The organism is Nitrospirota bacterium, from assembly GCA_040757595.1.
In the GTDB taxonomy this organism is placed as follows: domain Bacteria; phylum Nitrospirota; class Nitrospiria; order Nitrospirales; family Nitrospiraceae; genus JBFLWP01.
In genome coordinates this window covers 46,941-60,219 of the sequence record JBFLWP010000014.1, presented here as the reverse complement: position 1 = coordinate 60,219, position 13,279 = coordinate 46,941, and the positions used below count along the sequence as shown (strand labels likewise).

General features: G+C 64.2%; 14 protein-coding genes. 12 read left to right on the top strand and 2 right to left on the bottom strand.

The annotated features are described in order from the left end of the window. Positions 1 to 23: 23 nt before the first annotated feature. The 6 genes from AB1411_12915 to AB1411_12890 all read left to right on the top strand — a co-directional run bounded on the left by AB1411_12915 (position 24) and on the right by AB1411_12890 (position 4,753). Positions 24 to 1,253: a small ribosomal subunit Rsm22 family protein gene (locus AB1411_12915; protein MEW6544495.1), complete on the top strand. Its 1,230-nt coding sequence runs from the start codon at positions 24 to 26 to the stop codon at positions 1,251 to 1,253. Between the two features lie 1,273 nt (positions 1,254 to 2,526). Beyond that, the gene (locus AB1411_12910) at positions 2,527 to 2,712 is read left to right on the top strand and encodes an addiction module protein (protein ID MEW6544494.1); all 186 of its coding nucleotides are present in this window, start codon (positions 2,527 to 2,529) and stop codon (positions 2,710 to 2,712) included. 34 nt (positions 2,713 to 2,746) lie between these two features. Next, on the top strand, positions 2,747 to 3,253 hold the full coding sequence (locus AB1411_12905; GenBank protein ID MEW6544493.1) for a hypothetical protein: 507 nt from the start codon (positions 2,747 to 2,749) through the stop codon (positions 3,251 to 3,253). 391 nt (positions 3,254 to 3,644) lie between these two features. After that, positions 3,645 to 4,034, top strand: a complete 390-nt coding sequence (locus tag AB1411_12900) for a hypothetical protein (GenBank protein MEW6544492.1) — start codon at positions 3,645 to 3,647, stop codon at positions 4,032 to 4,034. A 183-nt stretch (positions 4,035 to 4,217) separates the two neighbouring features. Next, positions 4,218 to 4,496 (top strand): AbrB/MazE/SpoVT family DNA-binding domain-containing protein, encoded by a 279-nt coding sequence (locus tag AB1411_12895; protein ID MEW6544491.1) that lies wholly within the window; start codon positions 4,218 to 4,220, stop codon positions 4,494 to 4,496. After that, entirely contained in the window at positions 4,493 to 4,753 is a 261-nt protein-coding gene (locus AB1411_12890) for a hypothetical protein (protein MEW6544490.1), read from the top strand. The genes AB1411_12895 and AB1411_12890 overlap by 4 nt, the downstream gene beginning before the upstream one ends. A 118-nt stretch (positions 4,754 to 4,871) precedes the next feature. On the opposite strand, the gene AB1411_12885 is transcribed toward AB1411_12890, so the two are convergent. Together AB1411_12885 and AB1411_12880 are read right to left on the bottom strand one after the other, a co-directional pair. After that, the gene (locus AB1411_12885) at positions 4,872 to 5,054 is read right to left on the bottom strand and encodes a hypothetical protein (GenBank protein MEW6544489.1); all 183 of its coding nucleotides are present in this window, start codon (positions 5,052 to 5,054) and stop codon (positions 4,872 to 4,874) included. Between the two features lie 45 nt (positions 5,055 to 5,099). After that, positions 5,100 to 5,462 carry a hypothetical protein gene (locus AB1411_12880; GenBank protein MEW6544488.1) on the bottom strand — a complete coding sequence of 121 codons (363 nt, stop codon included), beginning with the start codon at positions 5,460 to 5,462 and terminating at the stop codon, positions 5,100 to 5,102. 115 nt (positions 5,463 to 5,577) lie between these two features. Here AB1411_12880 and AB1411_12875 point away from each other — a divergent pair, with 115 nt between their 5' ends. The 6 genes from AB1411_12875 to AB1411_12850 all read left to right on the top strand — a co-directional run bounded on the left by AB1411_12875 (position 5,578) and on the right by AB1411_12850 (position 13,265). Further along, positions 5,578 to 6,042, top strand: coding sequence for a dual specificity protein phosphatase (locus AB1411_12875; GenBank protein MEW6544487.1), 465 nt, complete (start codon positions 5,578 to 5,580; stop codon positions 6,040 to 6,042). A gap of 91 nt (positions 6,043 to 6,133) precedes the next feature. Further along, positions 6,134 to 6,697 (top strand): uracil-DNA glycosylase family protein, encoded by a 564-nt coding sequence (locus tag AB1411_12870; GenBank protein ID MEW6544486.1) that lies wholly within the window; start codon positions 6,134 to 6,136, stop codon positions 6,695 to 6,697. Positions 6,698 to 6,700: 3 nt separating this feature from the next. Beyond that, a complete protein-coding gene (gene mutM, locus AB1411_12865) occupies positions 6,701 to 7,534 on the top strand; it encodes a bifunctional DNA-formamidopyrimidine glycosylase/DNA-(apurinic or apyrimidinic site) lyase (GenBank protein MEW6544485.1) in 834 nt (277 codons plus the stop codon). A gap of 273 nt (positions 7,535 to 7,807) precedes the next feature. Continuing rightward, complete coding sequence (locus AB1411_12860; protein MEW6544484.1) at positions 7,808 to 9,010, top strand: ATP citrate lyase citrate-binding domain-containing protein; 1,203 nt, start codon at positions 7,808 to 7,810, stop codon at positions 9,008 to 9,010. 86 nt (positions 9,011 to 9,096) lie between these two features. After that, complete coding sequence (locus AB1411_12855) at positions 9,097 to 10,923, top strand: citrate/2-methylcitrate synthase (GenBank protein MEW6544483.1); 1,827 nt, start codon at positions 9,097 to 9,099, stop codon at positions 10,921 to 10,923. Positions 10,924 to 11,018: 95 nt separating this feature from the next. Continuing rightward, on the top strand, positions 11,019 to 13,265 hold the full coding sequence (locus AB1411_12850; protein ID MEW6544482.1) for an aconitate hydratase: 2,247 nt from the start codon (positions 11,019 to 11,021) through the stop codon (positions 13,263 to 13,265). Positions 13,266 to 13,279: the final 14 nt, after the last annotated feature.

Here is a 13,279-nt window from a genome sequence, read left to right as displayed (position 1 = left end):
CAGCATACACGAGGGTCTTTTTCATGGTCAACCGGACCGGCGGGCCCCGGAGCTTCCGGCTGTCGGAGGCGGTCCTCCGCGCCCTGTCCGAGGTTTCCGGGCGACGGGGGCCGGACGAGGCAGGGAGGGCCGATCAGGAGGTCGTCCGGGGCGTCCTGCGGCTGTCCCGCCTCTTCACGCGCGAACGGGATTCCCTTGCCGCCTCCTACCTGGACGACGACCGGCTCCGCCTCGCCTACCTGTCCTACTATGTGCCGGTGAACCTGGCCAAGGTCCGGCTGTTGCTGGAGGAGATGCCGCCTCCGCAGGGAGCGGGCTCCTCGCAGCCGTTCCTGGTCCTGGATCTGGGGAGCGGGCCCGGCTCGGCCTCGCTGGCCCTGCTGGACTGGTTCACCGATCGTCTCGGACTGGGCAATCGCCCGCTCCAGGCGATCGCCATGGACCGGTCCCAACGCGCCCTCCGAGACTGTGCGGACCTGTGGCGGGCCTATGAGCGGATCGCCCCGGTGCAGAGCGCCAGTCTCCTGACCCTGCAGGCCGATCTGGAGCGGACCGCCCGGCTGGACCGGATGGCCAAGCGGGAGGACCGGCCCTACGACCTGATCGTCGTCAGCCACGCGCTGAACGAGCTCTTCCGCAAGGCCCGCGAGCCGGTTGAGCGGCGGGTCGAGCTGGTCCGCGATCTACTGGGGCGGCTCGATCGGCACGGCACCCTGCTGATCGTGGAGCCGGCCCTGCGGGAGACGGCGCGGGAGCTGCACCGGTTTCGGGATCGGCTGGTGGCGGACGGAGCCTGCACCGTCTACAGCCCCTGTCTGCACGAGCGGCCCTGTCCGGCGCTCGTCAAGGAAGAGGATTGGTGCCACGAGGAGCGGCCCTGGACGCCGCCCCCTGTCGTGGCGGCGCTGGATCGGGAGGTGGGCTTCATCAAGGATGCGCTGAAGTTCGCCTATCTGATTCTGCGCAAGGACGGGAAGAGCCTCGTGCGACGGGCTCCCGATGTGTATCGGGCGGTCAGCGAGCTGCGGGTCATGAAAGGCGAGAAGCGGGCCTGGCTGTGCAATGAAACAGGGAGGCCCGAGGTCGGGCGGCTGGACCGCGAGCGGTCCGCGACGAACGAAGCGTTCGACGACTGGCACCGGGGCGCGATCGTGCGAATTGACCAGATCGTGCGGGCGCAGCGCAAGGACCGTGAGGCAACCGTCGGACGCATTCCAGCATCGGCAAACATCGAGGTAATCCGATCCATCTGACTCCTTCTCTACAAGAAAGACAGCCTCGGCTGACGAAGGGCGGGCAGTTCCGGCTCCGCCATGATGCGTTGAGCCTCCACGGCTGTCCCATACCGTACTGTTGGCCGGCCGCCTCATCGGAATAAAAGAACGGCGCCCGGCACCCGCTCTGCTCTCCAACATCTCGTTCCCGCCATGGCGATAGCCTCCATGCCCATCCCTTCCAGCCGAGGCAAAGAGAATTGAGTGACGGGGACCGGCCGCTCATGGGCCGCTCCCCTTGCCATGAGGTGCAAAAGCCTATAGGATTTGCCGTTGTGTAGTCGCCGCTGAAGACGCGCGTTGGCATGCCGAAATGGAGGGGGTATGCCAGAGAGAGACAAGGTCTACATCTTCTGGGACAACTCCAACATCTTCATTCCGGCCCAATACGTCGCACGCAGGAAGGAGGGCTTTGTCGCGGAGCGCGAAATTCGGATTCAATTTGACAACATGTTCGACCTCGCAAGGGCGGGGCGGGACGTGGTTCAAGGAGTGTGTGTCGGGTCAGTACCCCCTGAACTCGAGCGAGTTTGGAAGCGATTACGGGAGACCGGAGTGACGGTTGAGCTTTATGAGCGCGGTGCTGGTTCAGGGAAAGAGCAAGGTGTTGACCAATGTTTACGTTCACATGCTTCGCGCGCTCGTTGATGCTCTCTCGCCCGGGATAGCAGTACTCATGACTGGCGATGGTGCAGGATACGAAACTGGCGCTGGCTTTCACGCTGACCTTGAGCGTCTGGCGAACCATGGCTGGGGTATCGAGGTCATTTCTTGGGACATCGCGTGCAACGGGCGCCTCAGGGAGTGGGCGAAATCTGTTGGCGTGTACATCCCGCTCGAAGACTTTTATAACTCTGTAACCTTTCGTGACTCTATACGCCGAAGCTCTCCATTATCCCTTACTCATCGACCGTGCGCGAGAATACGTACGTTGTAGGCAGAGGCCGAGAAGAGGGGGATGGAGGTCCTTGTTTCGACAGACGTTCATGTAGCGCGTTTCGCATAGCCGGGGTACAGTCTACAAGAAAATGGACGCTGCGCGGAGTACTTGAGTGAAGTGGAAAAGGTGTCGGGAGTTTTTTCTTGCGCACTAAGAGGGCAATAACGAATGGCACGACGGTCTTGAAGAGAGTGAGCGAGGCTGCTTTGTTTGCCCCTGGGCTTGCGCTATACTGCCCCAAGGGGTTCTCTGCATGTCCAAGATCATTCCCAACCCGCCTCCAGGGTTCAACGATCTCTCGGTGACGAGTAGATCGATTACGTTCAGTCTCTCTGGGAACGGATCGCCGCCTCTCCCCAAAAAGTACCGGTTCCCGACTGGCATTTGCGCATTCTCCAAGAACGGCTGAAAACCTACAAGGCCAACCCTGCCCCAGGTCAGCCCTGGGAAGATGTGCGCGCGGAGATCGAACGTAAGCTACGAGATCAGTCGTTCTGATTCCCCCCAATAGGCGTGATCGACCAGCTTTCGCATGGTGATCTTCAGGTGCACCGGACGGGTCGTTCGCCGATTTCGGATCCAGCCGCAGGACGATGTGCCGGCGTTGTCTGGAATCCTTGGCGATTGGTACGTGAGCCTGCTGAACATCGGCCCCACGCGCCTGGTGCTCTGCCAGAGTGAGCGATCGCTCCTTCCGGTCATCATCCCAGCGCGAAACGCGCCTTTCCCCTCCGCGTTCGCGCCAGCTTTGGCGGCCATTCTTCAGGGTCTTGGTATTCGAGAGGACCTGGTTACCCGAGAAGTCGCCGCTTCTAGCGAGGTGGCATTCTCGAAGCCCCGCAGTCGGCGGGTCCTGGGTGCGATGAACGACTTCGCCTTTCAAGCCAAGGGCTATTTCTCGACGAGGCCTCGTGCCGATAACACAGTGGCGATCTGTTTGGAGTTGGCGCAGATGCCATCACGACCGATTGGCTACCAGTCGGCGGACCGCCTCACCGCTGCATTGTTTCAAAGTGGACGGTTGCAATTAGGCATGTGAGAGAAAATAGGGGCGGGAATCCTTATCATTAACTCCTGCTGAGAGAACTTGACCGTCGCTTCAGGAAGGCGACGGGTCTGCGAGCGACTCGTCGCCTTTTCACTTTTTTGAGTTGCGGCTCTGTGCGGCGGGCTGACTGGTCCTGCGTCGCAACACCTTCCCTCTTTCGCCGCGGATGGAACGGATGGGCAGTGAGGCGTCCGGCACGGCGGGAATGAGCGTGTTGGGAGGCGGAGAGGGTGCCGGGTCGCCGTTCTTCTAATCCGATGAGGCGACCGGCCAACGGTAAGACCGAGGGGAGCCGGCATGAGGTCAACGCATCGTGTCCGGCGCCGAACCTGGCCGCCGTTCGTCAGCCGCGGCTCTGTCTGTTTCGAGCCGGGATTTGATCATGCAGGTTTTGAAGGCCGGAGCGGTCTATTTTATCCTCGTGTTCGGGGCCGGCTTCGTGCTCGGGCCGATTCGCGTGCTGTGGCTGGTGCCGCGCGTGAGCGAACGGGCAGCCGAGCTGATCGAGGCCCCTGTCATGCTCGTCGTGATTATCTTCGCGGCGCGGTGGGTCTCCCGCCGGTTCGTCAAGCCGTCCACCCCACTCAGACTTCTGGCGGTCGGCGGTGTTGCGCTAATCTTCCTTCTGGCCTGCGAGCTCACGGTCGTGCTCTGGCTTCGTGGTCTCATGATCTCGGAATACCTGGCCTACCGAGACCCAGTGGCAGGAGCGGTCTACCTCCTCATGCTCGGCCTATTCGCCCTGATGCCGCTTTTGTGGCGCAAAGACTAAGACTGCCTAAATATTCCCCGGTTGGTCGTCAAGGCCGGCTGGCAAGGCCGCAGACGTACCTATCCGCCATTCATCACTCAGCACTCATCATTCAGCGTTCACGGACGGGTCGCCCTTGACGGACAAACGGCGAGGGAGTAGTATTTTTCTGTCTTTCTGAAATTCTGTTATTCGGAGGTTCCGATGGGAGCGGCGGCCAAGGTTCAGCGTAACTATCAGATTACTCTGCCGGCGGCGGTGCGGAAGCAGGCGCAGATCAAAGTCGGCGATCTGGTGGATTTTGAGGTGCGTGAGGACGGGATTCTGATCAAACCGCTGGCGACGGTGGATCGAAGTCAACTGTGGTTCTGGTCGAAGCGCTGGCAGGAAGAAGAGCGCAAGGTCGAGCAGGATTTTCGCAAAGGTCGGGTCAAGGTCTCGAAGGGCGTGAAGGAGTTTCTGGCTGAGCTGGACAAGGCATGATCATTGTCCGCTCGCCGCGCTTCGACAGAGCCTACAAGAAGCTCCCGCCGGACGTTCAACGGCAGTTTCAGCAGAAGTTGGAACTGCTTGTCTCCTCCAACCTGACGCATCCGTCGCTGCGCGTCAAACGCATCAAGGGAACCGAGGGCATTTGGGAGGCCAGCATCGACATGGCCCATCGGTTCACCTTCGAGAAAATCGAGGGCGGCCTTCGCCTCCGCGTGATCGGTCCGCACGCCATTCTCGACAATCCCTGATCCACGGTGACGACATAGCTGGGGCTTCTACAGGTTGCTCAACAAGGCTGGTCGGTGAGGCCGCAGACGCACCTCCGCCATTCATCATTCAGCACTCATCGCTCAGCATTGGTTGTGATTAATCCGCTTCGGGTTCGGAGGAGCCGTGCTCGTGGGTGACCTTGTCCTCGTCGAAGAGCTCGGCCATCTCGTCGGCGATCATGTCCCGGTCGTTGGGGACCGAGACGAGCGGAATCTCCTTGCGGGGTTTGGAGCCCTCGGGTTGAGGGGCCGGTGAGGTTGGGGGCTTCGGGGAAGTCATGGGTTCAGTATACACGAAATCCCCGGAAGGCAGTAGACAAGCCGGTTATTCGAAGACTTCGAGAGAGGATTGCTCGGGAAACTGATGCTTGCAGGCCTTGCAGGTGACGAAGTAAATCGCCTCGCGGACCGACATGACGATGCGGAAATCCAATTCTACCCCCCGGTGCTCGCAGGCCGGGCAGGTGATCTCCTTGAGCCGGTACGGCACGTCCGGCTGGGTGCGGAGGTAGAACTCCATGTCCGTGTGGACGGGGAAGGTATAGCGGCAGGAGAGGCACGCGCCCTTCCACTCGCCGTCCGGCTGCATGGTCCGGCGGTCGATCGTGAACCGGCTCTTCTTGCAGACGGCGCACCGGACCGTGCCGAGCCGGGCCTCGACCTGCTCGACGCTGAGGGTGGTGGCCATGGTCAACGGCTCCCTGACGCGATAGAATGACGGCAACGCAGTATACCGGGCCTTTCCGGCGGTCCGCAATCATGCTTTGACCCAGCCCGCCGGTTTTTGATATAAGCTCTGCCCCATGCACTTCGTGAACGAAAAGCTCCTGGTGGGCAACGTTGACGACGCCCAGAAGCCGCCGCCCTTCGTCAACAGCGTGCTGTTCCTCTCCGGAGAGCACAACATCAAGCCGCCGAGGGGCGTGGCCTATCACCATATCCCGTTCAAAGAATACAGCGAAGCGAGCCCGGCGGACGTCAAGGAAGCCGTGGACTGGCTCGAGCAGCAGCCGCCCAATGCGCGCATCATGGTCTGCTGCCGGGCCGGCATGGGCCGCTCGGTTTCGATGGCGATCGCCTACCTGGTGCTCGTCAAAGGGATGAAGTATGCCGAGGCCGAGAGTCTGCTCAGGGCGCGGCGCCCCGGCGCCACCCCCATCCCCCATCTCGAACGAACCATCGAGCGGGTGCGGCAGCTCAGGCAGGGACGCGATGGGCAGGGACAAGGCCAGCCGTCAATGCCGGGAGCGGCCCCCTCTCGGATCTAGCCGCACCCCCTACCCGGACCGACGCCCAGCCGTCCCCTCCGGTCTGCTCCTTCTGCAGAGCGACGTCGCCTGCTGCGCCCTCTGTCCCACGATGCGCCCTTGGCGCCGCTTCGGCCGCCGGGCCTACGGCACGTCGGCCACCGGTTATCTGCTGGTGGGGGAGGCGCCGGGCTACGTGAGCTGGAAGAACCGTCGCCGGTTCACCGGACCGGCCGGGTTGTTCGTTCGACGGGCGCTCCGCCTGGTCGGCCATGCCCGCTGCCGGGACCTCGAGGACCTCTTTTACATGACGGACGTGGTCAAGTGTCATCCGGCCCGGCCGGGGAATCCGCGTGCCAACCGCTCGCCGAGACAGGCCGAGGTCAGGGCCTGCGCGGGCTTTCTCCTGCGCGAGATGACGGTCCTCAACCCCTCGGTGGTCGTGACCTTCGGCAAGCTCGCGGCCGAGGGGGTGGCCGGTGCGATCGGGCGGATGGCGCCGGGGTCGGCCCCCAAGGTCCTTTCGTTTCCCCACCCGTCCCCTCGGAACCGTCGGACGATCCTGAGGCACTATCCTTCCCTGAGCGCGTTTGAAGAGAGCCTCACGCAGACGTTTTGCCGCTTGATCATGCAACTCGATCGCCGATCACCCGTCATGCGTCGCCCGTCACGGTGAAAGATGCCGGAGTTGCCTGAAGCGGAAGTGGTGGCGAACCAGCTCGGGGAACGTCTGCTGGGAACGACGATCAGGGGCTGCTGGGTCGGACGGTCGGACATCGTACGGCAGGGGCTGGCGACATTGGACTGGTATCGGGGGGCGGTCCTCTCCGCGGTGGAGCGGCGCGGGAAGAGCGTGGTGCTGGCCGCTTCACGGGGAGCCGAAACCCGCTACCTGGTGGCGGAGTTGGGGATGACCGGGCTCCTGCTGTTCAAGCCGCCGGACCCCCGCTACCGCAAGCACACGCACCTGATCCTGTCGCTGGACGGGGGCAAGGAGCCGGAGTTGCACTACTGGAACCCCCGGCGCTTCGGCCGGGTGTACCTGCTTGACCGGGCCGGTCTCGAGCGGTTCACGGCCAGGCGGTTCGGCTGCGACCCCCTGTCCGTCACCTGGGAGGATTTCCGGGATCTGGTGAGGGCCCGCCGGGGGAGGCTGAAGGCGCTGCTCATGCACCAGCAGGCCATCGCCGGCATCGGCAACATCTATGCGAGCGAGATCCTCCACCGGGCCGGGCTGCACCCCCATCGTCTCGCGTCGCGTCTGCGCGAGCCGACGATCAAACGGCTCTACGAGGCCATGCGGGAGGTGCTGACCGAGGCCGTCGGCCGCGGGGGCTCCAGCGTGCGGGATTTTCTCGCCCCTGACGGAGCGAGAGGCCGGTTCCAGGACCGGCACCGGGTCTACGACAAGGCCGGCCTCCCCTGTCCCTCCGGCTGCGGGGCGGTCATCCGCCGGCTGGCGGATGCCAGCAAACGCAGCTCCTTCTACTGCCCGACCTGCCAACGGAAATAAGGTGGCTTCACCGGCTCGTGAAGAAGCTCTCTTCACGGTTTCCTGCCCCTCTGTCACCTTGACACCCCGCCTTGATTTTCCCTATAGTTAGCGCTTACCTTTACGGCTCCGCGTACCAGGCTACCGCCTTCGCGACCCGCAGGGGATAGGGCCATTGTCCTGGAAAAATAGGCCCTTTGGGTGATTGTCAGCAGCCCAGAATCTCTCTAGAATCCAGCGCTTCCATGCGATAGCCCGTTCGGACCGGTTTGGTCTGTCAAGAGAGGAAACCCCATGGCCAAGGTGCTTGAAGGGCCCGGGATGGGCCTGATGAAGAAGTGGGGCATCTCGGTGCCCAACTACGTGGTCGTCACGTCGGTCGAGCAGTTCGACCAACTGGCCAAAGCCAACGACTGGATGCAGAAGAGCAAGCTCGTCGCCAAGGCGCACGAGGCGCTCGGCTCCCGCTTCAAGCTCGGCCTCGTGAAGGTCGGGTTGGACGTCAAGGGAGCCCAGGCGGCGGTCAAGGAGATGCTCGGCCGGCAGGTCGGGAGCATCACGGTCTCCCAGGTGATCGTCTCCGAGATGATCCCTCACAAGGAGGAGTATTACGCGGCGGTGAAGTCCACGCGCGAGGGCGCCGACATCCTCGTGGCCAACTGCGGCGGCATCGAGGTGGAGGCCAACTGGGACAGGGTCAAGCGCCTGTCCCTGGAGGTGGGGGCCAAGCCCTCCGACGAGGCCCTGGAGAAGCTGGCCAAGGAAGCCGGATTTTCCGGGCCGCTGGCCAAGAAGATGGCCGAGTTTGCTGGCAAGCTTTTCGCCTGCTTCGACAGCGAGGACGCCCAGTACCTCGAAGTGAACCCGGTCGTGGCGCGCGAGGACGACGGCCAGTTGGTCGCGCTCGACGCGGTCACGCTGCTGGACGCCGACGCCAAGTTCCGCCACCCGGATTGGGACTTCCCGTTCGCCGCGGAGTTCGGCCGGGCCTACACGAAGCACGAGCTCGAGGTCATGGCCGTGGATTCCAAGATCAAGGGCTCGGTCAAGTTCATCGAGATTCCGGGCGGCGACACGGCCATGCTGCCGGCCGGCGGAGGGGCCAGCGTCTACTATTCCGACGCGGTGGTGGCCCGGGGCGGCAAGCTGGCCAACTACGCCGAATATTCCGGAGACCCGCCCGATTGGGCCGTCGAGGTGCTGACCGAGAAGGTCTGCTCCCTGCCCGGCATCAAGAACATCGTGGTCGGCGGCGCGATCGCCAACTTCACCGACGTGAAGAAGACCTTCGGCGGCATCATCGCCGGGTTCCGCAAGGCCAAGGCGGAAGGGAAGCTGAACGGCGTCAAGATCTGGGTGCGACGCGGCGGCCCGCGCGAGAAGGAGGGGCTGGACGCGATGCGCGCGCTCCGCGAGGAGGGCTTCGACATCCACGTCTTCGACCGGCACACCCCGCTCACCGACATCGTGGACATGGCGCTGCAAAACAAACGCTGAACGGTGAACGCTGAATGATGGGCGTGGGAAACCATCTTCCAACCGCTCATCATTCATCGTTCAGCCTTCATCATTGAGGTAGGGAGATGAGCATTCTGGCGAACAAGGACACGCGGGTCGTGATCCAGGGCGGCGCGGCCGGCCTGAACGCCGCGCGGCGGATGGCGGAGTTCTGCTACATGATCAAGCGGCCGCTCAACGTGGACGCTTTCGTCTATCCCCCCGACGCCGGCAAGACGAACGAGGTGCCCTACGGGAGCGGCCTGCTGACCATCCCAATCTACAGGGGCGTGGCCGAGGCCACGGCCGCCCATCCCCAGATCAACACGAGCCTCGTCTACATCGGCGCGGACCGGGCCTGCGCGGCCGGCATGGAGGCGCTCAACGATCCCCGGGTCCAGCTCGTCTCGATGATCACCGAGGGCGTGCCGGAGAAGGACGCGAAGCTCCTGGCCCGCCACGCGATCAAGCTCGGCAAGACCTTCAACGGTCCCTCCTCGATCGGGATCGTCTCGGCCGGCCAGTGCCGGCTGGGCGTGATCGGCGGCGCCTTCGACAACCTCGTGGCCTGCAAGCTCTACCGCGAGGGCTCGTTCGGCGTCATCACCAAGTCGGGCGGCCTCTCCAACGAGATCATCTGGATCTGCTCCCAGTTCGCGGACGGGATCACGACCGCGATCGGGATCGGCGGGGACGCCTATCCCGGCACCGATTACGTGTCCTATCTGGAGAAGTTCGAGCAGGATCCCCAGACCAAGGCGGTGGTCATCGTCGGCGAGATGGGCGGCGACCTGGAGGAGCGGGCGGCCGAATGGTACGGGGCCAAGAAGCGCCGGATCAAGCTGCTCGCCGTCGTCTCCGGCTTCTGCCAGGAGAGCCTGCCCAAGGGCATGAAGTTCGGCCACGCCGGGGCCAAGGAGGGCATGAAGGGCGAGGGCTCGGCCCGCGCCAAGTCCGACGCGCTCCGGAAGGCCGGCGCGCTCGTGCCGGAGACCTTCGGCGCGCTGGGCCCGGCGATCAAGGCGACGTACGAGGAGCTGGTCAAGACCGGCCAGGTCGTGCCGGTGCCGGACCTCAGCCCCGCCGACCTGCCCAAGCTGCCCAAGACCGTCGAGGAGGGCATGAAGACCGGCGAGGTCATGGTCGCTCCGTTGATCAAGACCACGATCAGCGACGACCGCGGCGAGGAGCCCTGCTACGACGGCTACGCCGCCTCCGACCTCATCAACAAGGGCTACGACATTCCCCACGTCATCGGGCTCCTTTGGGACAAGCGGCTCGTCTCGAAACAGGAAGCCGAGATCATCAAGCGGATCCTCATCCTGTCGGCCGACCACGGGCCCTGCGTGAGCGGCGCGCTGACCACGATCATCGCCGCCTGCGCCGGCATCGGCATGTCCCAGGCGGTGGCCGCGGGCCTCATCATGATCGGCCCGCGTTTCGGCGGGGCGGTGACCGACGCGGGCCGCTGGTTCAAGTACGCGGTCGAGAACCGGATGACCGTGGACGAGTTCCTGGCCTACATGAAGAAGAACGTCGGTCCGGTGCCTGGCATCGGCCACCGGGTCAAGAGCGTCCGCAATCCGGACAAGCGCGTGAAGGAGCTGGTCGGCTACGTCAAGAGCCTGAGCATGAAGACCCCGCACCTGGACTTCGCGCTGGAGGTCGAGAAGGTCACCTCGGCCAAGAAGGAGAACCTGATCCTGAACGTGGACGGGACCATGGCCGCGGTGCTCGTGGACATCGGGTTCCCGGTGGAGAGCCTCAACGGGTTCTTCATCCTAGCCCGCACGATCGGCCTGATCGGCCATTGGACGGACCAGAAGCGGCAAGACAGCCGCCTGATCCGCCTGTTCGACTATTTGGTGAACTACGCGGCCCCGAAGCGCAGGGAAGCGCCGCCGCTAAAATAGGAGCCTATGGCTCATGGCCTATGGCGGGAGCGTCCAAGACCCTTCTTGCCATAAGCTATACACTATAAGCGATCGGCTCTGCTAAGGGAGAGGATATGTCGCTCGATATCGCGAAAAAACTCTATGCCTCGATGCCGGAGAAGCTGGCCAAGACGCGCAAGCAGTTCGGCCGCGGGCTCACGCTGGCCGAGAAGATCCTCGTGGCCCACGCGGACAACCTCGACACCCAGGTCTGGGAGCGGGGCAAGGCGATGCTGGCCCTGCGGCCCGATCGGGTCGCCATGCAGGACGCCACGGCTCAGATGGCCATGCTGCAGTTCATGCAGGCGGGCAAGAAGCAGGTGGCCGTGCCGAGCACGATCCACTGCGACCATCTGATCCGCGCGCAGGTCGGGGCGGAGAAGGACCTGCTGCGCGCGATCGACGAGAACCGCGAGGTCTACAACTTCCTAGCCTCTTCGGCCAAGAAATACGGGATCGGCTTCTGGAAGCCGGGCGCCGGCATCATCCACCAGGTGGTGCTCGAGAACTACGCGTTCCCCGGCGGGCTCATCATCGGGACCGATTCCCACACCCCCAACGGGGGCGGGCTCGGCATGCTGGCGATCGGCGTCGGCGGAGCGGACGCGGGCGAGGTGATGGCGGGGCTGCCCTGGGAGGTGCTGCACCCGAAGCTGATCGGCGTGAAGCTGACCGGCAAGCTGAGCGGCTGGGCCTCGCCCAAGGATGTGATCCTCTACCTGTGCGGGCTCCTGACCGTCAAGGGCGGGACGAACAAGATCGTGGAGTACTTCGGCCCCGGCGCCGGGACGATCAGCGCCACGGGCAAGGGCACGATCACGAACATGGGGGCCGAGCTGGGCGCCACCACCTCGGTCTTCCCCTTCGATCAGAAGATGGTGGACTATCTGAACCTGACCGACCGGGCGGACATCGCGAACCTGGCCCTCGCCAACAGGGAGTTGCTCGTGGCCGATCCGGAGGTGTACCAGTCGCCGGAGAAGCATTTCGACCAAGTCGTCGAGATCGACCTCTCCCGGCTGGAGCCCCACGTGGTCGGGCCCCACACGCCGGACCTGGCCCGTCCCGTCTCCAAGATGGCGGCCGAGGCGAAGGAGAAGGGCTATCCGGTGGAGCTCAAGGCGGCCCTGATCGGGAGCTGCACCAACTCGTCCTACGAGGACATCAGCCGCGCGGCCCACGTGGCGCAGCAGGGCTTGAAGGCCGGGCTCAAGGCCAAGACAGCCTTCCTCGTCTCGCCCGGCTCCGAACGGATCTACCACACGATGAAGCGGGACGGGTTCCTGCAGACCTTCGAGCAGCTCGGCGCGACCGTGCTCGCCAACGCCTGCGGGCCCTGCATCGGCCAGTGGAAGCGGGCGGACGCGGTGAAGGGCCGGGCCGACTCGATCGTGAGCTCCTTCAACCGGAACTTCCCCGGCCGCAACGACGGGGTCAGCGAGACCCTCTCGTTCCTGGCCAGCCCGGAGATCGTCACCGCCTACGCGCTCGCCGGCGACCTGGGCTTCGACCCGGTCCACGGCACGTTGAAGGGGGCGGACGGCAAGCCCCTGAAGCTGGAGCCGCCCAAGGGCGAGGAGCTGCCGGCCAAGGGGTTCGCCAAAGGCGAGGAGGGCTTCGTGCCCCCGGCGGAAAACGGCGAGAACCTGACGGTGGACATCCCTCCCGCCAGCGAGCGGCTGCAACTTCTCCAGCCGTTCCCGCGCTGGGACGGGCAGGACTTCGTCAAGCTCCCGCTCCTGATCAAGACCAAGGGCAAGACGACGACGGACCACATCTCGCCGGCGGGGCCCTGGCTCAAGTACCGGGGCCACCTGGACAAGATCAGCGACAACATGTTCCTGGGCGCCACCAACGCCTTCTTTCCGGAGACCGGCAAGGGGACCGACGTGCTCAGCGGCGAGTCGGGCCTCACGATCGCCCAGATCGCCCGCCGCTACAAGGAGAAGGGCATCGGCTCGGCGGTCGTCGGGGACGAGAACTACGGCGAAGGGAGCAGCCGCGAGCACGCGGCCATGTCGCCCCGCTTCCTGAACGTGAAGGTGGTGCTGGTCAAGAGCTTCGCCCGCATCCACGAAACCAACCTCAAGAAACAGGGGATCTTGGCGTTGACCTTCTCTGACCCGAAGGACTACGAGAAGATCGAGCAGCAAGACCGCATCAGCGTGACGGGGCTCAGCGCGTTGGCTCCGGGCAAGCCGGTGCAGGTGACGATCCACAAGGCGGATGGTCACGCGCTCACCATCCAGGCGAACCACAGCATGACCGCACAGCAGATTGCGTGGTTCAAGGCTGGCTCGGCGCTGAATGCGCTGAGCTGACACGATGGTGAAAG